The organism is Pseudomonas mohnii, assembly GCF_900105115.1.
Lineage (GTDB): Bacteria > Pseudomonadota > Gammaproteobacteria > Pseudomonadales > Pseudomonadaceae > Aquipseudomonas > Aquipseudomonas mohnii.
In genome coordinates this window covers 2,187,040-2,210,999 of the sequence record NZ_FNRV01000001.1, presented here as the reverse complement: position 1 = coordinate 2,210,999, position 23,960 = coordinate 2,187,040, and the positions used below count along the sequence as shown (strand labels likewise).

The 23,960-nt window shown below is 60.2% G+C and carries 21 protein-coding genes; 8 read left to right on the top strand and 13 right to left on the bottom strand.

The window, feature by feature from the left end:
- Nucleotides 1-218: 218 nt before the first annotated feature.
- On the bottom strand, nt 219-1,742 hold the full coding sequence (locus BLV61_RS10355; RefSeq protein ID WP_047532577.1) for a fumarate hydratase: 1,524 nt from the start codon (nt 1,740-1,742) through the stop codon (nt 219-221).
- Nucleotides 1,743-2,123: 381 nt separating this feature from the next.
- Here BLV61_RS10355 and BLV61_RS10350 point away from each other — a divergent pair, with 381 nt between their 5' ends.
- From BLV61_RS10350 to BLV61_RS10340, 3 genes are read left to right on the top strand one after another with little or no spacing between them, the layout of a single operon-like run.
- Complete coding sequence (locus BLV61_RS10350; RefSeq protein ID WP_090464703.1) at nt 2,124-3,230, top strand: GGDEF domain-containing protein; 1,107 nt, start codon at nt 2,124-2,126, stop codon at nt 3,228-3,230.
- Nucleotides 3,223-4,158 (top strand): iron-sulfur-binding ferredoxin reductase, encoded by a 936-nt coding sequence (locus BLV61_RS10345; RefSeq protein ID WP_090464700.1) that lies wholly within the window; start codon nt 3,223-3,225, stop codon nt 4,156-4,158. The genes BLV61_RS10350 and BLV61_RS10345 overlap by 8 nt, the downstream gene beginning before the upstream one ends.
- A 29-nt stretch (nt 4,159-4,187) precedes the next feature.
- Nucleotides 4,188-4,937, top strand: coding sequence for an enoyl-CoA hydratase-related protein (locus tag BLV61_RS10340; protein ID WP_090464696.1), 750 nt, complete (start codon nt 4,188-4,190; stop codon nt 4,935-4,937).
- A 205-nt stretch (nt 4,938-5,142) separates the two neighbouring features.
- On the opposite strand, the gene pyk is transcribed toward BLV61_RS10340, so the two are convergent.
- Entirely contained in the window at nt 5,143-6,594 is a 1,452-nt protein-coding gene (gene pyk, locus BLV61_RS10335; protein WP_090464694.1) for a pyruvate kinase, read from the bottom strand.
- 171 nt (nt 6,595-6,765) lie between these two features.
- Here pyk and BLV61_RS10330 point away from each other — a divergent pair, with 171 nt between their 5' ends.
- The 3 genes from BLV61_RS10330 to BLV61_RS10320 all read left to right on the top strand — a co-directional run bounded on the left by BLV61_RS10330 (nt 6,766) and on the right by BLV61_RS10320 (nt 8,582).
- On the top strand, nt 6,766-7,140 hold the full coding sequence (locus tag BLV61_RS10330; protein ID WP_047532566.1) for a tetratricopeptide repeat protein: 375 nt from the start codon (nt 6,766-6,768) through the stop codon (nt 7,138-7,140).
- Between the two features lie 249 nt (nt 7,141-7,389).
- A complete protein-coding gene (locus BLV61_RS10325) occupies nt 7,390-7,749 on the top strand; it encodes a PilZ domain-containing protein (RefSeq protein WP_047532564.1) in 360 nt (119 codons plus the stop codon).
- A gap of 332 nt (nt 7,750-8,081) precedes the next feature.
- Nucleotides 8,082-8,582 (top strand): hypothetical protein, encoded by a 501-nt coding sequence (locus tag BLV61_RS10320; RefSeq protein ID WP_090464690.1) that lies wholly within the window; start codon nt 8,082-8,084, stop codon nt 8,580-8,582.
- 359 nt (nt 8,583-8,941) lie between these two features.
- On the opposite strand, the gene BLV61_RS10315 is transcribed toward BLV61_RS10320, so the two are convergent.
- From BLV61_RS10315 to BLV61_RS10285, 7 genes are all read right to left on the bottom strand, one after another.
- A complete protein-coding gene (locus BLV61_RS10315; protein ID WP_090464687.1) occupies nt 8,942-10,273 on the bottom strand; it encodes a DUF58 domain-containing protein in 1,332 nt (443 codons plus the stop codon).
- A complete protein-coding gene (locus tag BLV61_RS10310; RefSeq protein WP_090464685.1) occupies nt 10,270-11,319 on the bottom strand; it encodes an AAA family ATPase in 1,050 nt (349 codons plus the stop codon). The genes BLV61_RS10315 and BLV61_RS10310 overlap by 4 nt, the downstream gene beginning before the upstream one ends.
- A gap of 219 nt (nt 11,320-11,538) precedes the next feature.
- The gene (locus tag BLV61_RS10305) at nt 11,539-12,450 is read right to left on the bottom strand and encodes an SMP-30/gluconolactonase/LRE family protein (RefSeq protein WP_090464682.1); all 912 of its coding nucleotides are present in this window, start codon (nt 12,448-12,450) and stop codon (nt 11,539-11,541) included.
- 15 nt (nt 12,451-12,465) lie between these two features.
- Nucleotides 12,466-13,428, bottom strand: a complete 963-nt coding sequence (locus BLV61_RS10300; RefSeq protein ID WP_090464678.1) for an ABC transporter permease — start codon at nt 13,426-13,428, stop codon at nt 12,466-12,468.
- The gene (locus BLV61_RS10295) at nt 13,425-14,405 is read right to left on the bottom strand and encodes an ABC transporter permease (protein WP_052193619.1); all 981 of its coding nucleotides are present in this window, start codon (nt 14,403-14,405) and stop codon (nt 13,425-13,427) included. Before BLV61_RS10295 ends, BLV61_RS10300 begins: the two co-directional genes overlap by 4 nt.
- Nucleotides 14,402-15,856, bottom strand: a complete 1,455-nt coding sequence (locus BLV61_RS10290) for a sugar ABC transporter ATP-binding protein (protein ID WP_090464675.1) — start codon at nt 15,854-15,856, stop codon at nt 14,402-14,404. The genes BLV61_RS10295 and BLV61_RS10290 overlap by 4 nt, the downstream gene beginning before the upstream one ends.
- A gap of 60 nt (nt 15,857-15,916) precedes the next feature.
- On the bottom strand, nt 15,917-16,939 hold the full coding sequence (locus BLV61_RS10285) for an ABC transporter substrate-binding protein (RefSeq protein ID WP_047532554.1): 1,023 nt from the start codon (nt 16,937-16,939) through the stop codon (nt 15,917-15,919).
- Nucleotides 16,940-17,079: 140 nt separating this feature from the next.
- Between BLV61_RS10285 and BLV61_RS10280 the strand changes: the two genes are divergently transcribed.
- The gene (locus BLV61_RS10280; protein WP_244159850.1) at nt 17,080-18,468 is read left to right on the top strand and encodes a GAF domain-containing sensor histidine kinase; all 1,389 of its coding nucleotides are present in this window, start codon (nt 17,080-17,082) and stop codon (nt 18,466-18,468) included.
- Entirely contained in the window at nt 18,468-19,211 is a 744-nt protein-coding gene (locus BLV61_RS10275; RefSeq protein ID WP_090464672.1) for a response regulator transcription factor, read from the top strand. The genes BLV61_RS10280 and BLV61_RS10275 overlap by 1 nt, the downstream gene beginning before the upstream one ends.
- Nucleotides 19,212-19,427: 216 nt before the next feature.
- Here BLV61_RS10275 and BLV61_RS10270 read toward each other — a convergent pair whose 3' ends face one another.
- From BLV61_RS10270 to BLV61_RS10255, 4 genes are read right to left on the bottom strand one after another with little or no spacing between them, the layout of a single operon-like run.
- Nucleotides 19,428-20,591, bottom strand: a complete 1,164-nt coding sequence (locus tag BLV61_RS10270) for a DUF4350 domain-containing protein (protein WP_090464669.1) — start codon at nt 20,589-20,591, stop codon at nt 19,428-19,430.
- Complete coding sequence (locus tag BLV61_RS10265; RefSeq protein ID WP_090464666.1) at nt 20,588-22,132, bottom strand: DUF4129 domain-containing protein; 1,545 nt, start codon at nt 22,130-22,132, stop codon at nt 20,588-20,590. Before BLV61_RS10265 ends, BLV61_RS10270 begins: the two co-directional genes overlap by 4 nt.
- Nucleotides 22,119-23,096 (bottom strand): stage II sporulation protein M, encoded by a 978-nt coding sequence (locus tag BLV61_RS10260; RefSeq protein WP_090469850.1) that lies wholly within the window; start codon nt 23,094-23,096, stop codon nt 22,119-22,121. Before BLV61_RS10260 ends, BLV61_RS10265 begins: the two co-directional genes overlap by 14 nt.
- The gene (locus BLV61_RS10255; protein WP_090464663.1) at nt 23,093-23,818 is read right to left on the bottom strand and encodes an RDD family protein; all 726 of its coding nucleotides are present in this window, start codon (nt 23,816-23,818) and stop codon (nt 23,093-23,095) included. The genes BLV61_RS10260 and BLV61_RS10255 overlap by 4 nt, the downstream gene beginning before the upstream one ends.
- Nucleotides 23,819-23,960 lie beyond the last annotated feature (142 nt).

Genomic DNA, 23,960 nt, shown 5'->3' with positions numbered 1-23,960 from the left:
ACACAGGTACAGAGGGCGCGCACCATAACATGCGGCGCTTGACCCTTGTAGGAGCGAGCCTGCTCGCGATGGTCGTCAACGATAACGCGGGGCAACAGACAAACCGTGTTGTCCATGCGTCCATCGCGAGCAGGCTCGCTCGTAAAGGGGACGCATCTGGCAATAAAAAAGGCGACAGGGGTAGCCCTGTCGCCTTTTTCAGTGGTCAGTCGAAATACTTACTGCACTTCCACCGCCAGGCTGTCACTGATCTTTTTCTGCCAGATGGCAGGACCGGTGATGTGTACCGACTCGCCGTTGCTGTCGACTGCAACAGTGACCGGCATGTCTTTCACGTCGAACTCGTAGATCGCTTCCATGCCCAGTTCGGCGAAAGCCACCACGCGGGATTTCTTGATGGCTTGCGCCACCAGGTAAGCCGCGCCGCCGACAGCCATCAGGTAAACGGCCTTGTAGTCCTTGATCGCCTCGATGGCGGTCGGGCCGCGCTCGGATTTGCCGATCATGCCCAGCAGGCCGGTTTGCTCGAGGATCTGGCGGGTGAACTTGTCCATCCGCGTCGCGGTGGTCGGGCCAGCCGGACCAACCACTTCTTCACGGACCGGATCGACCGGGCCGACGTAGTAGATGAAGCGGCCCTTCAAGTCTACCGGCAGGGTTTCACCCTTGTTCAGCATCTCGACCATGCGCTTGTGCGCGGCGTCGCGACCGGTGAGCATCTTGCCGTTGAGCAGGATGGTTTCGCCCGGCTTCCAGCTCTGCACTTCTTCCGGGGTCAGGGTGTCGAGGTTGACGCGGCGGGCCGAAGGACCTGCTTCCCAGACGATTTCCGGGTAGGCGTCCAGCGGTGGCGCTTCCAGGGACGCCGGGCCGGAGCCGTCGAGCACGAAGTGTGCGTGGCGGGTGGCGGCGCAGTTCGGGATCATGCACACCGGCAACGAAGCGGCGTGAGTCGGGTAATCCATGATCTTCACGTCGAGCACGGTGGTCAGGCCGCCCAGGCCCTGGGCGCCGATGCCCAACTGGTTGACCTTCTCGAACAGTTCCAGACGCATTTCTTCGATGCGGTTCTGTGGGCCACGGGCCTTCAGTTCGTGGATGTCGATGGATTCCATCAACACTTCCTTGGCCATCACCGCGGCTTTCTCGGCGGTGCCGCCGATGCCGATGCCGAGCATACCCGGTGGGCACCAGCCGGCGCCCATGGTCGGAACGGTCTTGAGCACCCAGTCGACGATCGAGTCGGACGGGTTGAGCATGGCCATTTTCGATTTGTTCTCGGAACCGCCGCCCTTGGCCGCCACGTCCACTTCCACGGTGTTACCCGGAACGATGGAGTAGTGGATAACGGCTGGGGTGTTGTCCTTGGTGTTCTTGCGAGCGCCTGCCGGGTCGGCAAGGATCGAGGCACGCAGGACGTTTTCCGGCAGGTTGTAGGCGCGACGCACGCCTTCGTTGATCATGTCGTCCAGGCCCATGGTGGCGCCATCCCAACGTACGTCCATGCCCACGCGGACAAACACGGTCACGATGCCGGTGTCCTGGCAGATCGGACGATGGCCGGTGGCGCACATGCGCGAGTTGATCAGGATTTGAGCGATGGAGTCACGGGCTGCCGGCGATTCTTCACGCAGGTAGGCCTCGTGCATCGCCTGGATGAAATCCACGGGGTGGTAGTAGGAAATGAACTGCAGGGCGTCGGCAACGCTCTGAATCAGGTCGTCTTGCTTGATCACGGTCATGAGTCGCGCTCCTCTAAAAGACGGGAACATTCAATAAGGTGCTTGCAGCTTGGGTGCATCGGTCGGTTGCAAGCACCTTTCAAGGCACGCCGGGCATGCTGGCGCGACGCTAAAAAGGCGCGGCAGTATAACGCGCCTCGGTTCCGTAAACACCCGCCGGTAATCAATCGTTGGTCGCATATAGGCTGCAGCAAGTTTGAAACGGGCAGATAAAGGCATATTGCTTTTGTGGCGAGGGAGCTTGCTCCCGTAGAGCCGCGTGTATTCCTGTTATCCACCCTTGAAAATAGGATGGTCATTTATTGGCCACGCCACTAAAGTGACATACGGTCTGTAGAGTAGGACGCTCTGTCAGTCTCCTTTCATTCGGTGAGTCAACGATTGACCCATAACACCATCCAGCGACTGTTGCTCAAGCGTTTCGCCCTTGCGGCCGGCACCTATGCCCTGGCATTGGTATTGCTGTGGCTGGCGTTTTTTACCGGGCACTTTGAAGAGTCGCTCTCCGGCGTTGCCATTGGCAGCGCACTGGTGGTCATCAGTCAGGCGACGCTGTTTGCACTGTTCTATTCGGGCCTCAACCTGCGCTTTGCCGACCCCAGCCTGACCGAGGCCCAAGTCTTGCTGGGGCTGGGGTGGCAGACCTGGCTGATCGCACACCTGGGGGATGCCCGTGGGGCGTTTCTGGTTTTTTACGTACTGATTCTGCTGTTCGGGCTGTTCCATCTGTCCCGTCGCTCATTTGTGCGTTGTGCCTCGCTGGTGTTTTTCAGTTTCAGCGCGATCACGCTGTGGGAGGGCTACCACTTCCAGTTGCCTGACCCGGCATTGGCGGCGTTGCAGGTGTGCGTGCTGTTGATCGTGCTGGTGTGGCTGGTGCTCTATGCCGGTTATGTCCAGGCTTCGCGACACCGCATGCGTCAGCGGCGATTTGCCTTGCAGGCGCACCAGGACACGCTGCGCGGGATGATGCGTCAGCTCGAGGACCTGGTGGCCACTGATGAGTTGACCGGGTTGTTCAATCGTCGGCATTTCCTGCGCCTGGCCTCCCGCGAGTTGAACGCCATGGAGGTGGGTGTCGTGCATGGCCTGGCACTGATCGATCTCGACCATTTCAAACGCATCAACGATCTGCACGGCCACGCGGCAGGCGACCAGGTGTTGCAAGCCTTTGCCGGCGTGGCCTCGGCCTGTCTGCGCGAGGGTGATGTCCTGGCCCGTTATGGCGGCGAGGAGTTCGTGGTGCTGCTGCCCGATTGCGATCCCGAGAGCTTGACCTCCTGTTGCGAGCGGCTGCGCATCGCCTTTACCGATGTCGAATTGATTGGCCTGAATGTGCGCAACCTCAGCCTGTCCGCCGGCATGACCCTGCTGGAACTCGGTGATGATCTCGACGATGCCTTGCAGCGCGCCGACCAGGCGCTTTATCGCGCCAAACGCGACGGCCGCAACCGTTGCGCGGCGGCCTGGGAAAACGTCGATGCCTGAATTACGTGTTGGCGACCGTTTATGGTCGGTGGCGGCGGGCAGTAATTTGCTGGATGCCCTGAATCAGAACGGCGTGCCGGTGCCCTACAGCTGTCGCGCCGGCAGTTGCCATGCCTGCCTGGTGCAATGTGTGCGAGGCCTGCCGAGCGACAGCCGTCCCGATGCATTGAGCGCCGAGCAGCGTCAGCAAGGCTGGCGCCTGGCCTGTCAGTGCCAGGTGATCGAGGACCTGCAGGTGCACACCTTCGACCCGCAGCGGGATGGCCAGCCGGCCGAGGTCGCCGCCGTCGATTGGCTGAGCGCCAGCGTGTTGCGTTTGCGCCTGACCCCGCAGCGGCCATTGCGCTACAGCGCCGGCCAGCATCTGGTGTTGTGGGCGGGCAATGTGGCGCGGCCTTACTCCCTCGCCAGCCTGCCGCAAGATGACCGTTTTCTGGAGTTTCACCTCGATTGTCGACAGCCCGGGCAATTCAGCGACGCGGCGCGTCAACTGAAGATCGGCGACGGGATCCGTCTCGGCGAGTTGCGTGGCGGGGCCTTGCATTACGACCCGGACTGGCACGAGCGCCCGCTGTGGCTGATGGCTGCGGGCACCGGATTGGGGCCGCTGTTCGGTGTGTTGCGCGAAGCGTTGCGCCAGGATCACCAGGGTGCGATTCGTGTCATTCACCTGGCCCATGATGCCAATGAGCATTATCTGGCCAAACCCCTGCAAGCCCTGGCGGCGAACCGGTCGAACCTGAGTATCGAGCTGTGGACCGCGGCCGAGTTGCCGGCGGCTTTGGCGCAACTGCGGCTTGTTTCCCGGCAAACCCAGGCCTTACTCTGCGGAGCCCCCGACAGCATCGACGCCTTTGCCAGACGCCTGTACCTGGCGGGATTGCCGCGCAATCAACTGCTGGCCGACGTCTTCCTGCCCCGTGGTTGAGCGCTGATCTTTCAGACGCGAGACCTGCCATGACCGATGCCATCCAAGTTGAACGCGAACGGGGCCTGTTGACCCTGCGGCTGAATCGTCCCGACAAGAAAAACGCCCTGACCCGCGCCATGTACAGCCACTTGGCCGAAGCGCTGAAACTGGCCGACCACGACCCTGAAATCCATGCCGTACTGATCACGGGTTCCAGTGAGTGCTTCACCGCCGGCAACGACATCGCCGATTTCATCCAGCAACCGCCGAGCGGCCTCGACAGCCCGGTGTTCCAGTTCATGCTCAACCTGCTTGAATGCCGCAAGCCGGTGATCGCGGCGGTGGCGGGTGCGGCGGTGGGCATTGGTACGACCCTGTTGCTGCATTGTGATCTGGTGTATGTCAGCCGCGATGCGCGTTTGCGCATGCCATTCGTCAACCTTGGTTTGTGCCCGGAATTCGGTTCCAGCCTGATCCTGCCGCGCTTGCTCGGGCAGGCCAAGGCGGCGGAGTTGCTGTTGCTCGGTGAGGGTTTCAGCGGTGAACAAGCTGCCGTATGGGGCATTGCCTGCGAAGCCTTGGGCAGTGGCGAAGAGACGTTGGCCAAGGCACGGGAAATGGCGCTGCGTTTTGAGTCGCTGCCGCCGGAAGCGGTGCGTATCAGCAAGCAATTGATGAGGGCGCCGGATCGGGAGATGTTGCGCAAGGTCATAGAAGAAGAGGGTGCGCTGTTTACCCAGCGGCTGCGTTCGCCGGAAGCGATGGCGGCGTTGGCAGGGTTTATCAACAGGCATTGAACTTGCGGTGTCAGGGCCGGCCCCATCGCGGGCAAGCCCGCTCCCACAGGATTTTGTGTTCGGTACAGGTTATGTGAACGACACCGGCTACTGTGGGAGCGGGCTTGCCCGCGAAGAGGCCGGATCAGACAACACACCTGTCGAATCAGAAAAAAAAGCCCCGGCATTCACATGGCGGGGCTTTTGTTTTTCAGCGCTCGGTCACTCAGACCATCGGGTCGCCAACGTGCAGGATTTTCATGCCGTTGGTGCCACCGGTGGTGTGGTAGCTGTCGCCCTTGGTCAGGATGACCCAGTCGCCTTTCACCACGATGCCGCGCTTGACCAGCTCGTCGATCGCCTTCTGGCTGACTTCGTTCGGCGCCAGCGAAGCCGGATCGAACGGAATCGTGTACACGCCACGGAACAGCGCCGCGCGAGCCTGGGCTTCACGGTGCGGGGTGAACGCGTAGATCGGCACCGAGGAACGGATGCGCGACATGATCAGCGGGGTGTAGCCACTTTCGGTCAGGGCGATGATCGCCTTCACGCCCGGGAAGTGGTTGGCGGTGTACATGGTCGCCAGGGCAATGCTCTCGTCGCAACGCGTGAATTCCTTGCCGATGCGGTGGCTGGACGTCTTGCTGGTCGGGTGCTTTTCGGCGCCGACACAGATGCGTGCCATGGCCTGCACGGCCTCCAGCGGATACAGACCGGCGGCACTTTCCGCAGAAAGCATCACGGCGTCGGTGTAGTCGAGCACGGCGTTCGCCACGTCGGACACTTCAGCACGGGTCGGCATCGGGTTCTGGATCATCGACTCCATCATCTGGGTCGCCACGATCACGGCCTTGTTGTGGCGGCGTGCATGCAGAATGATTTTCTTCTGGATGCCCACCAGCTCGGCGTCGCCGATTTCCACGCCCAGGTCACCACGGGCCACCATCACCGCGTCGGATGCCTGGATCAGGCCGTCGAGGGTTTCGTCATCGGCCACGGCTTCGGCGCGTTCGATCTTCGCCACCAGCCAGGCGGTGCCGCCAGCTTCGTCGCGCAGTTGACGGGCGTATTCCATGTCGGCAGCGTCACGCGGGAACGATACGGCGAGGTAGTCGACCTGCATTTCGGCGGCGAGCTTGATGTCAGCCTTGTCTTTTTCGGTCAGGGCCGGTGCGGTCAGGCCACCACCGCGACGGTTGATGCCTTTGTGGTCCGACAGCGGACCGCCGATGGTCACGGTGCAGTGCAGTTCGGTGGCGGTGGCGGTATCGACACGCATCACGACGCGACCGTCGTCGAGCAGCAGCTCGTCGCCCACGCCGCAGTCCTTGACCAGATCCGGGTAATCGATGCCGACCACTTGCTGGTTGCCTTCGGTCAGCGGATGGCTGGTGGAGAAGGTGAATTGATCACCGATCTTCAGCTCGATGCGCTTGTTGGCGAATTTGGCGATACGGATTTTCGGGCCTTGCAGGTCACCCAGCAGGGCCACGAAGCGGCCATGCTTGGCAGCGAGATCACGCACCAGCTTGGCGCGAGCCTTATGCTCGTCGGGGGTGCCGTGGGAGAAGTTCAGACGGGCGACGTCCAGGCCAGCCAGAATCAGCTGTTCGAGAACTTCCGGCGAGTTACTGGCCGGGCCAAGGGTGGCAACGATTTTGGTACGACGGACGGACATGCAAAGACTCCTGAGTTCAAGCGCTGAGTGAGGCTACTATGGTCCGAAGTTGTAGTCATTGTTCGTAAGCACTACTTATTGCTTTCTTTATTGAACCTGGCAACTTTGCGCCCGGCGGCCTGAAGATTTCCGCTCGCGGGTCGATACAGCGTTCAAGACAGGAGATCCCCCATGCGATTCATGCTCATTGCCGCCCTTGCCCTCAGCGCCACGGGTTGCGTTCGTTTTGCGATGAACCATCATTTGAACAATGCCTATAGCGCCTATGACCGGGGTAATTGCGAGCAGGTGATGCTTGAATTGTCCAAGGTCGAGCGTGATAGTCGGGCGCGACCTTACGTGTGGCCGGAAGTCTCGATGATGCGCGGTCAGTGCCTGGAACGGCAGAAGATGTTTATCGATGCGGCTCAGACTTACCAATTCATTATCGCGACCTATCCGCAGAGCGAGTACGCCTACCGCGCCCGCGCCCGCCTGGAAACCCTGCAGAGCCTGGGCCACTACCCGACTCGCAGTGCGGCGGTGGTGCGCCCGACCCGGTTCTGATGTCAGTGGTCATCTGATGGCTGGCCTACCGGCGGTGGTGAGCTATAGTCGATTAGACCGGTTTTAGAGCCTGGCCTCTAAACCGAGGTAACACCTGTGATCGGCAGAGGTAAGCGGCAGCGGTTTTCGGCGACTGTCGCACCGGGATCGGGGAGAGCGGGCCGCCCGTGGCTGTCAAACCACACCAGGCAGGTCTGTTCCGAAGCATTAGTGCGGCCCTGCTTAAGGGCCTTGCATAGCGAATTCAGCATGTTCACTGACCGCCGGATCGAGCGGCATCAACTGCCGTATTTTCTGAGAGTGTTCAACAGCATCACCGACAAACCCATTGGCTTTCTGGGCAATGTGTCCGAGGACGGGCTGATGCTGATCAGTCAGTTGCCCCTGATGATCGGCGCGGACTTCGATTTGCGCCTGAAGATCCCCGCCAGCGATGGTTGCCAGCAGGTCATCGACCTGCGGGCGTGTTGCCTGTGGTGCCACGAAGACGCAACCCCTCAGCACTATGACGCCGGGTTCAGCTTGCAACGGCCGCCGCCGGAGTATGGGCAACTGGTAGAGGCGTTGAAGCAGTACTTCAGTTTTCATACGTTGCCGGCTTCGGCGTGAGGGGCAAATGATCACAGGCTGACTACCCTCAGCGTGTGTGCTTCCGTTGAAGCATCCCAGGCTTGTCAAATGCGCGCTATTGAGCGGCACCGCTTACAAGAGCCCAGCGTGTTTGGTCATGGGCGTGAGATTGTTGCGAGGAAGGTCGTTGCTCTCCAGGGCACAGTCTAACGTCAATGAACCTGGCATTAATATTTCTGGTTTGGAAATAAAAAGTCATATTGATTATTCCATTTGTGTCTTCATAACTGTCAGTTCTGACAGTAGTAAATGAATAGGCGATTGAGTTATTTTTTCTGGGCAGTCTATTAGTGTCTTTGTGGAGGTGGCAGATGAATGGTAAAGCTGATAAAGAAAATCTTGTGGTGAAATACGTGCTGGCTGATGACTTTAAAGATGGTTCATTTGTAGAACGCGGTGAAGGTGAAGCGCTTTTCGATAGTTTTTGGGAAGGTGTGGAGGTTTTAACTTATCATCATCGGCATTTAAGAGTTCCGGAGTTGACGGGGCAGGTGGAATATCAATATAAATTTGATAGTGGTCGAGTGTATGTGCGGACATTGAGGTACTTTTTGACCAGTCGGCCGAGTAATAAGTATTGGTATCGCGCCAATATTGATGTGCAACTTGAAAGTTATGGCTCACAGCGTGTGAACTCACCCGACACGATGAGCCAAAACGCGCAGTGGCATGCCTATAACGTGGGCCTGAACGTCGTTCATGACCCCGTGTTCAGAGCGGGTTTTAAAATTCGAATCGAGTATGACGGAACCAATAATGGCGTGGGTGAGCGCGATAGTTGGGGGAATGTGGTTGATTTGATTCCGCGATAAGTAAAACACCTTTAACTTCTTCGTGCTGAGTCGTCGTGCTGTCTGTTTTGTTAGTGGTCGTGCTAAACCTCTAAACGCGTCAGTGTGAAATGGCTTCTGGTCGAGGGGCGGCAGTACTTCAAAGTGTTTGATGGATTTCTTCTTGTTATTGATTTTGAAAATGCTGCCGTCAGTTTTTATTGGGGGGAGGGTTGGTGTTGTCGTTTTGTATGGGGTTGTCTTTTTTAGGTGGGTGTTGCAGATGGGCGGTTGAATTTTACATTGCGCAATTAGATGTGTTTTTTGGGGCGTTCGTTGTTGGTAAGGCGATTTATGTTTTTTGGAGCGGGAATGTTTTATTGCGCCTGATGCCACCCCCCCTACAACGTACCGTTTTTTTTCCAGTTCAGATAACGCGTTAACAAGTCCACACCCAATTCCCGGGGCAAGACATTTATTGCTGATATCCCATGAGCGTCCAGTTTCTCGTGGAGTTTGGTCCGTGCATTGAGGTAATCCATCGCCCCGCAGTAGGCCAGTGCCTCGGACAAGGTTTGCACGGGGGCTTGGCGAATGCGGTCGAGTACGTCTTCCCTCATGCTGGCGACGATCACTTGATGCTGTTTGCCCATTCGTTTGACGGCCGTGAGCAGTTCCTCATCATCTTCATCGCGCAGATTGGTCATCAACACCACCAGCGCTCGACGTTTTTGTCGGGCCAAAAGTTGGGTGATGGCGGTTTGATAGTCAGCGCTATGTTGACTGCTGTACAGGTCGTAGACCGTATTGAGCAAAGCGTTGAGTTGCCCGGTGCCTTTGACTGGGGCGAGGTAGCGAGCTTGCTCGCTCGCAAAGGTGCTGAATCCCACCGCGTCGCCCTGGCGTAGTGCGACGTAACTCAGCAGTAGGCAGGCATTGAGCGCATGGTCGAAATGCGACAGCTCGCCGTCCTGACTGCGCATGCGGCGTCCGCAGTCGAGCAGGAAGATTATCTGCTGGTCACGCTCGTCCTGATACTCCCGGGCAATCGGCGTGCGTTGGCGGGCGGTGGCCTTCCAGTCGATTTGCCGCAGGCTGTCGCCCTCGCGAAATTCGCGCAATTGATGAAACTCCTGCCCCTGGCCACGGCGTTGGTGTTGGCGTACGCCGAGCTGGCTGAGCCAGTTATCCACAGCCAGTAACCGGCCGCCGTAGAGGCGGGCGAAATCCGGATAGACACGGGTCTGGTCCGCAACGGTCAGCAGGCGTTTGTCGGACCACAAGCCCAATGGGCCAGGCAGGCTGACTTCGCAGTGTTCGAAGCTGAAGTGACCACGTTTGAGCGGGCGCAGACGATAGCCGATCAGGCTGCGTTGGCCGGGCTGAAGCTCCACCGTCAGGGGCAGGTTTTCAAAGTTCAGCCCATCCGGTACGTGGTCGAAGAGCTGGACGTTCAGTGATTGGGAAAAATCATGCTCGACCTCCAGGTTGGCTTCGCTCCATCGACCCAGCGCCAGACTGCCGGACAGGCGTCGGGTAACCCTCGGGGATGGCAGGCGTTTGACCAGCACGATGTCCAGAGCAGCCAATACCAGCAACGCCAGCAGCAACGCCCAGTTGATTCGTAGCAGGCTCGGTGCAACGTCGATTCCCAATGCCCGCACAGTGCCCAGCACGATGCCGACGGCCAGCAGCAAGGCGAGCCAGAGCAACAGCAGGCGGGTCGGTTTCACAGGCGTGGCGCCGGTACTTGATCGAGCAATTGCCGTAGCACGTGATCGACATCCAGCCCTTCGATGTCCAGCTCTGGCGAGATGCGCACCCGATGGCGCAGCACGGCCAGCGCGCAGCCCTTGATGTCGTCCGGAATCACGAACTCGCCACCGCGCAACAGGGCCCGCGCCCTGGCGCAACGCACCAGGGCTATGGAGGCTCTGGGCCCGGCGCCGAGTGTCAGTCCCGGCCAGCCGCGGGTGGTACGGGCCAGACGCACGGCGTAGTCGAGCACCTGATCATCCAGGGGCAGTTCGCTGGCGATACGTTGCAGGACCAGCACGTCTTTGGCCTGCAGGAGGGTGCGCAATGGTTGCACGTCGAGCATGTCGGCGCGGGTAGAGCGGCAGACTTGACGCACCATGTCCAGCTCCTGCCCGGCGTCCGGGTAGTCCATGCGCACCTTGAGCATGAAGCGATCCAGCTCGGCTTCCGGCAGTGGATAAGTGCCTTCCTGTTCGATGGGGTTCTGTGTGGCGAGCACCATGAAGGGCTGCGCGATCGGCAGGGCGCGACCTTCCAGGGTGACTTGCCGCTCCTGCATGGCTTCGAGCAAGGCGGCCTGGGTTTTCGCCGGGGCACGGTTGATCTCGTCGGCCAGTAACAGGTGGGTGAACAGCGGGCCTTTGCGCAGTTTGAATTGCTCGGTTTGCAGGTCGTACACCGCATGCCCGGTGACATCGCTGGGCATCAGGTCCGGGGTGAACTGAATACGGGCGAATTCACCGCCGAAGCAACGCGCCAGCGCGCGCACCAGCAAAGTCTTGCCCAGCCCCGGCACGCCTTCGAGCAATACGTGGCCGCCGGCAATCAGTGCGGTGAGAACGTCGTCGATCACGCTGCCCTGGCCGATCACGACTTTTTGCAGCTCGTTGCGTATCGCTTGGGCCAGTTGGCTGGCGCGCAGGCGTTGCTGCTCGGCATGGCCAGGTGTGCCGGGCTCGATCTGTTCACTCGTCACGACTTGCGCAGCGCTGGTGACTGTCACCTGTGGTTTATCTTCCATAAATCAGTCACTTACCTAATCTGGTTTTTTCATTTTTTGATGTGCGTAACCTGTGATTGGCTGCCAATCTGCACGATTGCAATTCCAGGGTGACCTCTCGTTTTGAGTTGTCTGAAGTGGAGGTTAGGCCATCACGGGCGCGACATCGCGAATCAGCTCAGGAAGTTATCTACCCGCTTGGTCGCTCTTGTCGGGATCGAGGGACCGGTGCGCAATGTTTCAAGGCATTTGCGCCCCTGCCACCGCCACATGAATCATGTACAGCGAAGTGTTCGCGGTAATGAATAACCGATTGCGCCGTGGCCCGCCAAACGTCAGGTTGGCGACTTTCTCCGGCAGCAGGATCTTGCCCAGCAATGTGCCACACGGCGCGAAACACTGAATGCCGTCCCCGGCGCTGGTCCAGATATTGCCCTGCACGTCGACCCGTAGCCCATCGGGAATCCCCGGCTCAATCTGCGCCAGCACCCGCGAAGCGCCAAGCCGGCAATTGTCCAGCACCGTCAGGGCACGAATGTGATGCGGTGCATCGGGGTCGTGGGTGCGCGCCGAATCGGCGACGTAGAGGGTGCTGCCGTCCGGCGAAAAAGCCAGGCCATTGGGCTGCACAAAGTCGTCGGCGACACAGCTCAACTCGCCGCTACGCGGGTCAATGCGGTAGACATTGCGACTCGCCTGCTCAGGGTCAGCCTTAAAGCCCTCGTAGTCGCTGAGGATTCCGTAGGTCGGGTCGGTGAACCAGATGCCGCCATCGCGATGCACCACGACATCGTTCGGCGAATTAAGGCGTCGTCCTTCAAAGCGCTCGGCCAGCACAGTGATCGAGCCATCCGGCTCGGTGCGGGTCACGCGGCGGGTGCCGTGCTCACAGGTGATCAAGCGCCCCTGCACATCGCGGGTGTTGCCATTGGCGAAGTTCGAGGCGTGGCGATAGACCGAGACGCCCTGCTCCGGGGTCCAGCGCAAGATGCGCTGGTTCGGAATGTCGCTCCAGAGCAGGTAGCCGCCATCGTTGAACCACACCGGACCTTCGGCCCAGCGGCATTGGTCGTACAGCCGCTCCAACTGGGTGTTGGGCAACGTCAGCGCGCGAAAGCGCGGGTCGAGGTATTCGTAAACAGGTTCGGACATGTCAGTACCCAAGATTCAAACGGAGCGAGCCGATCTGCGGCCGCTGACGGCGGTAATCACCGCGATGATGATTAACCCTGTGAGGATCATCCGTACCCCGGCGCTGGTGCCGAAGGTGTTGAGCATGCTCACCAGCAAATACAGAAACAGCGATGCGCCCCAGATCCCTGGCACGTTGGAAAAGCCCCCTGCCACCGAGGTGCCGCCGATCACCACCACGGCAATCGAGGCCAACAGGTATTCATCGCCCATGCTCAAGGACGCGCCGCCGGAGAAGCCCGCCAGCAGCAATCCGCACAAGGAGGCCAGCAACGCGCTGAGCACATAGGTGGCAAATCGCACACGCCCGATACGGCCACCCGCCAGTTCGGCGGCTCGCGGGTTCTGGCCGATGGCGATGACCCAACGCCCGTAAAGCGTGCGGTTGAGCACCACCGCCATTAGCACCGCGAGCACGACAACGCTGATCGCCAGGTACGGCACGCCCCACAGGTTGCCGGTGCAGAACTGATAGAAGATTTCCGGCGGTTGCACCCGCACGCTACGGCCGTAAGCGATGGCCATCGACTGCAACAGGAAACTGGCGGACAGGGTGGCGATGATCGGCGGAATGCGCAGCAAGCGAATCAACGCGTAATTGCTACAGCCCACCAACAGACCGCTGCAGAACACGCCCAGCACACCGAGCCAAATCAGCCCCGGATCGCCGTTCATCAACTTCATGCCGATGGCGCCGCTCAAGGCGATATTGGCCGGGATCGACAGGTCGATATTGCCGGGACCGGTTGTGATGACGAACATCTGGCCGATGCCGACGATGACGAAAAACGCCGAAAAACTCAGGGCGCCCGACAGCAGCGAACCGGCGCCCGCTCCACCGGTAAAGGCGATGGTCGCCAGCCAGATCAGCAATGCCGCCAAAAACGACCATAACCAGGGTTTGCGCGTCAGCGTGGACAACGAAGCACGAGGGTTCATAGGGGCCGGGTCTCCAGGCGATTGACGGCGGCACGCAGGGCCAGCACCAGAATCAGGATTGCGCCCTGGGCACCGATCTGCCAGTCAGGGGAAATGCGCATGAATGACAACAACGAGCCGGCCAGCACCAGGGTCAAGGCGCCCAGTACCGCGCCAATCGGTGACACCCGACCGCCGACAAATTCGCCGCCACCGAGGATCACCCCGGCAATCGACAGCAAGGTGTAGCGCAGGGCGATGGTGGCGTCCGCCGAGGTGGTCAGGCCCACCAGGAACAATCCGGCCAATACGCCGAAACTGCCGGCCAGGGCATAGAGCGAGACCTTGATGCGCAGCAGCGACCAACCGGCCTTGGCCACTGCCAGCGGGTTGCCGCCCGCCCCGCGCAACACCACGCCGAGGGGCGAACGCATGAGGAAGGCATGCACCAGCAATGCCAGTACGATGCAGACGATGATTGCGAACGGCAGCCAGGGTGTCTTGATCCGCACCAGGCTTTGCAGCCAGTGCGGCGCGCTGCCGCCGGGCGCGGGTAGCAGCAACACGGCACCGCCCATCCAGATAAACGACATGCCCAACGTCACTACGATCGACGGCAAATTGCGGGTATGGATCAACGCCCCAATCAGCGCGTACACCGCGATACAGGCCAGCAATGCGAGGCAACCGAGCAGCGGATGCTCGTTGAGCAACGTGGCCGCGACGCAGGCAACGAAACTGATGAAACTGCCCAGGGACAGGTCCAGGTCATTGACCGTGATGATCAGCATCTGCGCGATGGTTGCCAAGGCAATCGGCACCGCGAGGTTGAGCATCAGGTTCATGCCCATGTAGCTTATGGCCCGTGGCTGAATGATGAAAATCGCCACCAGCAGCAACGCCAGCGACAAGCCAGGCAAGGCGCTGCGTAGTAGCCGCGCACGATTGATCTGCGGTTTTTTCAGCGCTTGCGCGCTCAAGGAAAGGGATGGGTTCATGCCGGTTGTTCCTCGAAGGAGCAACGCAAGATCTGCTCCTCGCTCAATTCGTTGCGGGGTAGATCCAACACCACCTGACCGTCGCGAAACACATAGATGTGATCGCAGTAGTCGAGCTCTTCCAGTTCGGTGGTGTACCAGATAAAGGTCCGGCCTTTGGCGGCCTCTTGGGCGATGATCGAATACACCTCGCGTTTGGTGCCCACATCGACGCCGCGCATGGGGTCGTCCATCAGGATCAGGTCATTACGCGAGGCCAAGGCTCGGGCGAACAGGGCCTTTTGCTGGTTTCCGCCGGACAATGAAAGAATCGGGTTGTCCATGTCCGGCGTACGAATGCCCATGCGGGCCTGCCATTGCCCGGCCATGGCGCGCTCGGCTTGTGGATCGATCAAGGCGCCGCGCTTGAGGTCCGCCAGGGAACTGATGGTGATGTTTTCGGCAATCGACCACAGCGGGAAAACGCCATCGGTCTGCCGATCACCGGCCACCAGCGCCGCCCCCTGGCCGCGGGTGATGCGTTGGCGCAACACTTGAATCAGCAGTTGGCTCTGACCATGCCCGGCCAGGCCCGCCAGACCGACGATTTCACCGGTATGGGCCTTGACCGTCTGGCCATCGACCTGGCGCGCCGGCCGCTGTTCGACCACTGCGGCCTTGCCTTCACGACGGGAGACAAACGCCTGCTGCTGTACTGCCTCCTTGGCCGCGCTGCCCATGCATTCCACCAGCGAGACGTGACTGAAATCCCCCGCTGGGCGAATCTCCACGATGCGGCCATCGCGCATCACCGCAATGCGGTCGCAGGTGGCGAGCATCTCACCGAGGATATGGCTGATCAGCACCACGCTGCCGCCACCGGCCACGAAGCGCCGGACGAAACCCAGCAATTGCTCGGCCACCCGGGCGTCCAGCGAAGAGGTGGGCTCGTCGAGAATCACCAGTTCCAGGCGCTCATCCACTTGGACAAAAGCACGGGCAATCTCAACCATCTGCCGCTTGCCAATCGGCAGCTCGGCGACGATGTCGTCGGCTGCAATACCATGGCCGGGAAAAATCTCATCAAGGCTGGCGTCGATCAGCGCCTTGGCCTGTCGGCGCCAACCCCAGCCACGAATCGCTGGCGACATCAGCCGCAGGTTCTCGGCAACGCTCAGGTTCGGGCACAAAGACAGTTCCTGAAACACGCAGCGAATGCCGTGCTGGCGGGCCATCTGCACGTTGTAACTGCTGCGCACTTCATGCCTGGCCAGGTGCAACACGCCGCAATCGGCACTCAGGGTACCGGCCAGCACCTGCATCAGGGTGGATTTACCGGCGCCGTTGTGACCGATCAGGCCCAGGCATTCACCCTGGTGAATACTCAGATTGACCTCGCTCAGCGCACGCACCGCGCCGAACGACTTGCCAGTGCCCGTAAAGGTCACCAACGCAGGGTAGGGGAAAGTCATAACAGCCTCCTCGACAATGCCACGCCGCTCAGCCAAACACCGCGACGCGATGTGCGTTGGTTATTGGGCGGATGAGGTTTTCAGGCCCGCGACGTCTTCGATGCTGTAGACCTGACTGACAATCCCGCCCTTCTCAACGCCCTTGAGGGAGGATTCCAGGGTGTCCTGGGTCACGCTGAGCGCTGGCGAGAGCAAGTCGTGGGGCAGTTCTTTGCCATCCAGCAGTTGTTGGGCGACGTAGAACGCCAGGCTGGAAATGCTCGGTGCGCTGGAGATGGAGAAGGACTGGTAACCATTGGCGTCTTTCTGTTTCTTCCACCACGACAGCTCTTCCTCGCGGTTGCCGAACATGATGGTTGGGATCGGTCGCCCCGCCGCGGTAAACGCCTGGGCCACGCCGTAACCATCATCACCCTGGGCCACCACCGCGTCGATTTTCGGCAAGCTGGGCAGCACCCCGGCCACCGCTTTTTGCGCGGCGGTCTGGGACCAGTTGCCATTCACCGAACCGACCAGTTTGAGCTTGGGATGCTTCTGCGCGCCGGCCACAATTCCGGAGTGAATCAGCTCATCCACAGAGACCCCGGCCAAGCCGCGCACCTCCAGCACATTGGCACCGTCGGGGTAACGCTCGGCCAGATAGTCCATCTGGGCGATGCCGCTTTGCTTGAAGTCCATGGAGATGCGGTAGGCGCAAGGCTCGGTGACCACGCCGTCAAAGGAAACGACGATGATGCCTGCGTCACACGCCTGCTTCACTGCGCCGTTGAGGGCGGTGGGCGACGCAGCATCAATGACGATGGCGTTGTAACCCTGCAGGATCAGGTTCTGGATTTGCGCCGCTTGTTCCGTGGCTTGGTTCTCACCCGTGGTGAACGAATCGGCACCGGCGATCAACCCGTCCTTGACGGCTTTTTCCGTGGTTTGTTGCCAACTGGCAAGCATGCCCTGACGCCAGGAGTTACCCGCATAGTTGTTGGACAAGGCAATCGTTTTATCGGAGGTATCGGCCAGAGCGGCGAAGCTTGGCAGCAGAATCAGTGCACTGGACAGCAGCGCACAGCGCAATGGTTGGAATTTCATAGTGTGACCCTTGTTATTGTTGTGGGCTTTCGGCAGCAGGCGAACAACTGACCGGTGTTACTACGCATTCGGGGCCAGTCTGCACCCCCTGAGCAGGCGGTGTCTGTGGCTATAGGTGCAGACTTTCGGCGGATACACGCATGATGGCTGCGGGATCCCGCACAAAACCCGCGCGACACCGCAAACCTTCACTCGCCCGCCTGCTTGGCGTGGTGGACACACCGCACACGGCGTATGGTGAACCGGACAAAATCAGAGCCGAAACCATCGTGCTACGACCACACATTCAGGCCGAAGAAGTGCTCAAACACTTTCTCGGCATCTCCAGGGCCCTGGCTGGCTTGCTGGACTTCCAGTCGATGATCAATGCGGTCTCCGAGCAGATCCGCTTCATCCTGCCCCACGATCACCTCGACGTGAGCCTGTTGCTGCTCAATGCCGAAAACCATCTGCACACTGCCTACGAGGCCGGTGTTCATACCTCATGGAGCGGTTTTGCCAAGCAGCCGTTGCCAGTGTCGCAAAGCCCGTTGCGCATTTTGTTGCTGGGGGAAGCGCCATTCATCCTCAGTGATGACGCGATGAATGACCCGCGTTTTCAGTTTCCCGGTGCGTTCAACCGGCCGATTTTCGATGCCCAACTGCGCAGTCGATTGCATGTGCCGTTGCGGGTGCGAAACGAAGTGATCGGCGCCTTGAGCTGCTCCATGCACTCGGCCAATTACTACACCCTGGACGATGTGCACCATGCCCAACACGTCGCCGACCTGCTCGCCTCTTATCTATACGCCCTGCGCCAGACCGACCAGGCCAAGGAACTGGCCATCGCCCAGGCCCAGACCCGCGCCCGGGAAGAAGGCTTGCGCCTCGGGGCCTTGCGCCTGACCGAAGAGCTGGAAAACGAACGCCAGCGCATCGGCATGGACTTGCACGACCAGACCCTGGCCGACATGACCCGCCTGCATCGACGCCTCGCCCGCCTGCAACTGCAAGACAGCCTGAGCGGCGAGACATTGCGTCCCATCAGCCAGGCCTTGCAGGAGAGCATGCAAGAGCTGCGCTCTATCATTGATGCGGTCAAACCCACGGTGTTGCAGCTGTTCGGTTTCGAAGAAGGCCTGGAGGACTTGCTTCTGCGCAGCGTGCGCAATAGCGGGCTGGAAATTGCCACGCACCTGCGCGACAACACCTTGGGCCAAGCCAATCGCCTGGCCGAGCCGCAAAAAATCGCTTTGTTCCGCATCATTCAGGAAGCGGTCAACAATGCGATCAAACACGCTTCGCCGGACTCGATTGCCATCGACATCAGCCGCTCGCGGCGCCATCTGAACCTGACCATCATCGACGATGGCCTGGGCCTTGATTGCAGCAATCGCCTGGATACCGGCGGCATCAAAAACATGCAGATCCGCGCCCAGTTGCTGGGTGCCAAGGTGCAAATCGACCGTGGCGAACAGGGCAAGGGCACACGGGTGTGCATAAGGTTGCCCCTGGACGAATACCACCTGACTAGCGATCCGGAGATTTGATGGACGTTCTGTTAATAGAAGACGATCCGGTGCACCGCGCCTTCCTCAAAGAAGTCATAGAAGCCGCCATGCCCGAATGCTCGCGCCTGCTGGAGGCCGACGACGGCCAGATCGGCGAGCGTCTGGCCCACGAGCATCAAGTGGCGTGTGTGGTGATGGATCTGCAAATGCCCAGGCGAACTGGCGTCGAGGCGGCCAAGACGATCTGGAAGGAGCGTCCCGAGACCTCGATTCTGTTCTGGTCCAACTATGCCGATGAAGCCTATGTACGCGGCATTGCGCGCATCGTTCCGCAAGGGGCGGCCTACGGCTACATCCTCAAGACTGCGTCCGAAGAACGCCTGCGCCTGGCGCTGCGCAGCCTGTTCATCGAGCAGCAATGCGTGATCGACCGCGAGATTCGCGGCGTCCAGCAAAAGGCCCAGGACCAGTCGCTGGGCCTTACCGATGCGGAATACGAAGTGTTGCAAGACATCGCCTTGGGGCTGACCGACCGCACCATCGCCAACCGCCGCAGCCTGTCGTTGCGCAGCGTGCAGAACCGCTTGCAGCAGCTGTACGAAAAGCTTGGTATCTATCAACCGTCCCAAACCGGCGAACGCAGTTCGGCCTTCAACCTCCGGGCCCGCGCGGTGAACATTGCCCTATTGCGCAAACTGCTCAATCGCACCGCGCTGGAACAGGCCGAAGCAGAACTGCAGGAATGGCTAAAGGATCCGTTGCATGACTATTTCAATGTGTAAGTGAGGTGAGGTGAGGGGAGCACCACACTTCATGATCGTTGCAATGATCCATAGTCGCGGCTCCAGGTACTCCATCTGGCGCCCTCTGCGCTAATCAGAAACCCAATCACTTTGTCTGCTCTGACCAGTTAAAGCATTGAATAGACCCTAAAGCACCTGAGCTTCCACGTGTCTGTTTCTATTTGCACGGGAATCCAGCGCTTTTCAGGTGGCAGATCACAAGGCGTTCCTCAGGGTTTGCAGGTGAGCGACCAGGCGGCTGAATTCGCCACTGGAAAGCCGTTGTTTCGGTCGCGGGCTCATGGCCTGGCTAATAGCGTGTATGGGTTGGCCGGTCAGGTGTGCGAGCACCTGCCATTGTTCGGTGACGCCGAGTTGTTCATAACCCGGGTGGCGCCGTCGCATACGACGCAGGATGTCCTGCTGCAAGGCTTCCAACAGACGGCCCTGACCGCTGCGGCGCAGCATGAAATCGGCACTGGCATGCAAGTGCTCCTGCCATTGGCGACGAGCCTTCGCCGCCGGCTTCAGTAGCGGGCCGTGGCGCACGCCGACGTGCCAGAAACCCAGGCCGATCAGGGCGATCAGGGCAACCAGCGCCTGGGGGAAATAACGCAACAACAAGGTCCACAGGCTGTCGTGATCGGTGTTGAACAGCAGGGTCACGTCCGTGTCCGCGGTCAGGTACCAGAGCAGCCAGGCGTTGTCGTATTGCTCGATAGCGGGGGTTTTCCACAGGTCGGCGTCGGTCACCACAATGATCGAGCCCAGCCCATGGTTGAGCTGCATCATGTGCGTGGCCTTGGCGCTGTTGGCCCAGGACTGGGCGAGGTTGTTCGGGTCTTCGAGATGGAACGCGGTGTCGAAGCTGGCGTAGGCCGGCGCGTGTTCGTTTTCCAGATAGAGCTTGGTGAGTGTGGGATAGGGGTCATCGCTGATGACGGGCGGTGGGTCCTTGAGGTCTTTGCTCAAGGATTGGTGCAACTGGACCCGGTCCAGCAACAGATCGTTGCTTTGCCCGGTCTTCTCATCCCACAGCGACTGAGCGACGAACAACAGGCGCCCGCCGGCCCGGGTCCAGCTCATCAGCTGGTCAATTTGCCGGGGTGTCATGTTGTAGCGGTCGCCGAGCAACAGCAGGCTATGGTGACGTGGCTCCAGGCTGGGCAGGACATCGAAGCGGTTGGCATGGCTGACGGTCAGGCCCTGTTTGCGCAGGAAATGTTCGGCGGCCAGGTAGGGATTGGCCTGGGCTTCGGGCGAGGGTCCGTGGTCGATTTCCGCCGGATAGGGTATTGCCTTGAGGTACAGATAAATACTCAGTGCGCCCAGCAACATGGCAATGACTAAGCCAACCATTAGCCAGGCACGCCGGATCAATGGACTGCCTCCGGGCCGAACAAGCTGCGCCAGCCATCGCACAATTGCTGTCGCACATGTGCCGGTGGCGGTCGATGACCGTAGGCCATGTTCTGCCAGTGTCCTGTGAGGTTTCTGCTGTAAGCCGACAGGGCCGGTTGTTGCAATTGTTCGACACGCTCCAGAACTTGACCTTCGGTGTCGGCAGCTTTCAGCGCGATGTTGAAGTCGTGCAGCAAGTGGCTGAGCAGCGCGCGATAGAGCAATCCCAGCGCTTCCCGAGGGTGGGTCTGCCAGAGGTTTTCGGCGCTGGCGGCGATGTCGTGGGGGAGCGTGTCAGGACTCAGGTCCAGGCCGAAAGCCTGCTGCGGTAACGGTCGCGCGGCTTTTTCGCGCGGCCTCGGGCGACGGCTGAAGAAAGCCTGCAACCCGTCACGATAACGCCAGATCAACCCGCCGATGGCCGCCATCACCGTCCCCCACAACACCACTTCGATCAGCGTGGCCAATGCACTGAAGCGCTGGCTGTCAAACAGCTTCAACAGCGCTTTGAGCCACTCGGGAGTGCGGTCGTCGCTCTGGCTTTCGCGGGTCGCTTGCTCCTCGCCAAAGCGATAACGGGTTACGGTTTCCCTGTTCTTGAAGGGGGGCTGCTCGAGGATTGCCTTGATGCTGTCGCGGGACGCCTGGCTGGTCAGTGGTTGTTCCAGCAAACGCGGGCTGTCAGGTGTCATGGCTGACTCGGCTGCCCAGGCGTGCTGCGCGTTCGGCATCGACAGCATTATCGTCAGGAGCAACGCAACCGATGCACCGTTCAAACGCTTGCGGAGCTGGCGGAATACCCGTTCGATGTCCCAGGCTTCCAGCACGGTGCGCCGGTTCAGGTACAGGCTGAAACCGCAGGCAACGTAGATGGGCTCCCAAACGATCAGCACCAGGACATAGAAGGCATTGGTCAGGTGTTCCAGCCATTGCCAATCCTGAGTGCCGGCAGCAATCAGCGACTGCCAGTTCCAGTCCAGTGCAACCTGTTGTGGCAAGAGCAGGTAGAACAGCACCATCATGCCGATCCACAGCGCTGTTTCCAGATGCGCGCCTATTACCGTCAGCCACCGCGCCGCGGCGGCGTCGCGCTGTAACAACACCTGTATGCGCTGCTGTCGCGCCTCTGCGCCCAGGCCTTCGAGCTGCACCACTGGCAATAGAAAACTGCGGCTCAGGCTCAGTCTTCGCCAGGTCAGGCTGGCCAGCAATTGGGGCTGGAGCAGTCGCGGCCATTGGAAAAGTGCCTGTTTCAGTGTGGGCGTTTCACCGAACATGGCTTTGGACAGAATGAACAGCGGCAGGCGTTCGAAGGCCGGTTTCAGCCACCAGAAAAGGAATATCGCGAGAGACGGCGATGTCCAGAAGACCGCGCTGAGCAGCACGAAAACCGGCAAGGTGACGATGGCCCAACTGGTCATCAGCAGGCGCCGGTGGCGTTGGCTCAACAACACGCCGAGGTCCATGGCTTCCCAGGTCGGACGCGGACGGATCACCACGCTGGCGTCACTCAGGCGCATGGCGGCTCCGTCCGGCAAACAGCAAATACGCCGCCATCAACATCCATAGCGCCGCACCGACCAGGTATTTGATCAGGGGCGAGGGCGCCGTCATCGACGACCAGTAGGCTTCGATAAAAGCCGCAACCAGCAGAAACAGCATGACCCCGCAAATCAGTAACACGCTCTTGCGCGCCGCCACCAGCAAGGCCTCCCCACGGGGCTGGCGCCCTGGTGCAATCAATGCCCAGCCCAGTTGCAGGCCGGCGGCTCCGGCCAGGGCGATGGCCGTCAGTTCGAAGGCACCATGGCCGATCACGAATGACCAGAAGGTTTGCCCAAAGCCAATCCGGGTCAGATGCCCGGCTACCGCACCGATCATCAGGCCGTTGAAAATCAGGAAGAATGCGCTGCCCAGGCCAAACAGCAAACCGCTGGCGAAGGTCTGAAAGGCGATCCCGATGTTGTGCATGATGTAGTAGCCGAACATCGCCCAGTCATCACTGGCCGCGCGTTCCGCCAAGCGCCCCAGGTGACCGGCGTCAGGATCGTACATGCTCTGCATCTCACTCACCTGTTCGGCTGGAATCAGGCTGTAGATCAGTTCCGGGTACAGGTACACCAATAGCGCGAAGCCGATCAGACTGCCAAAAAACATCAGGCAGGCAGCCAGCACGAAACGCCATTGCTCGCGTACCAGCCGAGGGAAGTCCGCCAGGATGAAACTCAACACACGGGGGCCGAGTCGGCTGCGGTGGCGATAAAGCTGTTGATGCCCGCGCAGTGCTTGTTGCTGCAACGAGTCGATGAGAAAACTGCTGTAGCCACGCTCCCGTGCCAATGCCAAGTGCTGGCAGAGACGGCGATAATCGCTGGGGAAGTTTTCGACGCCGACGGCGTTCTTGTCCCCCTCCAGACTGTCTAGCGTACGGGAAAACTGCTCCCATTCGGCCATGTGCCGATGTTCGAAAAGACTTTGCTTCATGCCGACCCCAACAAACCACGGGCGATGCCGTTGAGCTCGGCCACCGCCTGTGGCGGCCGAATCTGCAGTGGTTGGGCGAGGATGGACGCGAGTTCGTTGACCCTGGCGGCAGAGAGTTCACTCTGGCGCTCGGCGAAGCCGATGATGGCCCTTTGCTCGGTCAGTGTCAGGGGAAATGCAGGGCGGCGGGGTTCGGCGGGCGGCAGCTGCGGCCGGCTCAGTGGTTGTTCGCGGTAGATGACCAGGGTGCCGGCGGCAATGTCACCGAGGCGTTTGAATCCGGGATGTTGCAAGCAACTGATGGCACCGAGGAAGTAACCGAACGGCAACAGGTCGACACATCGCAACAGGTTACGCAGCAACGATGCCGACCAGCCAATGGGGGTGCCGTCGTCCTGCACCACGCGCAGGCCCATCCACTGTTTGCCCGGTGAACATCCCTGGTTGAGGACTTCGAACAGCACCATATACCACCAGTTCACCGCGAAGATCAGCAGTGAGCCCAGTCCGGCGCCCAGTTTTCCGAGCATCGCCAAAACAATGAACAGCGAGCCGAGGATCAACCCGCGCAGCATCAGGTCGATGGTGAACGCCAGCGCACGGACCATCAGCCCGGCCGGGCGCAATGGCAAATCGATGCCTTCCGGCGTTTCGACTTGATACCGCGTATCCAGTGGCAGGGACAGCGTTGCTTTCCTTGGCAGTGCTGTAGTCTCGAGCATGGGCTACCTGATGATGTGGCCTGATCGGGATGGACTGTCCTACGGATGCTAGCAGCCTCGCCGGGGAATACGACACAACATGTACTGCACGTTAAACAAGCAGAGATGATTCAATGACAAGTTTGCTGGCCGGGGCGGGATA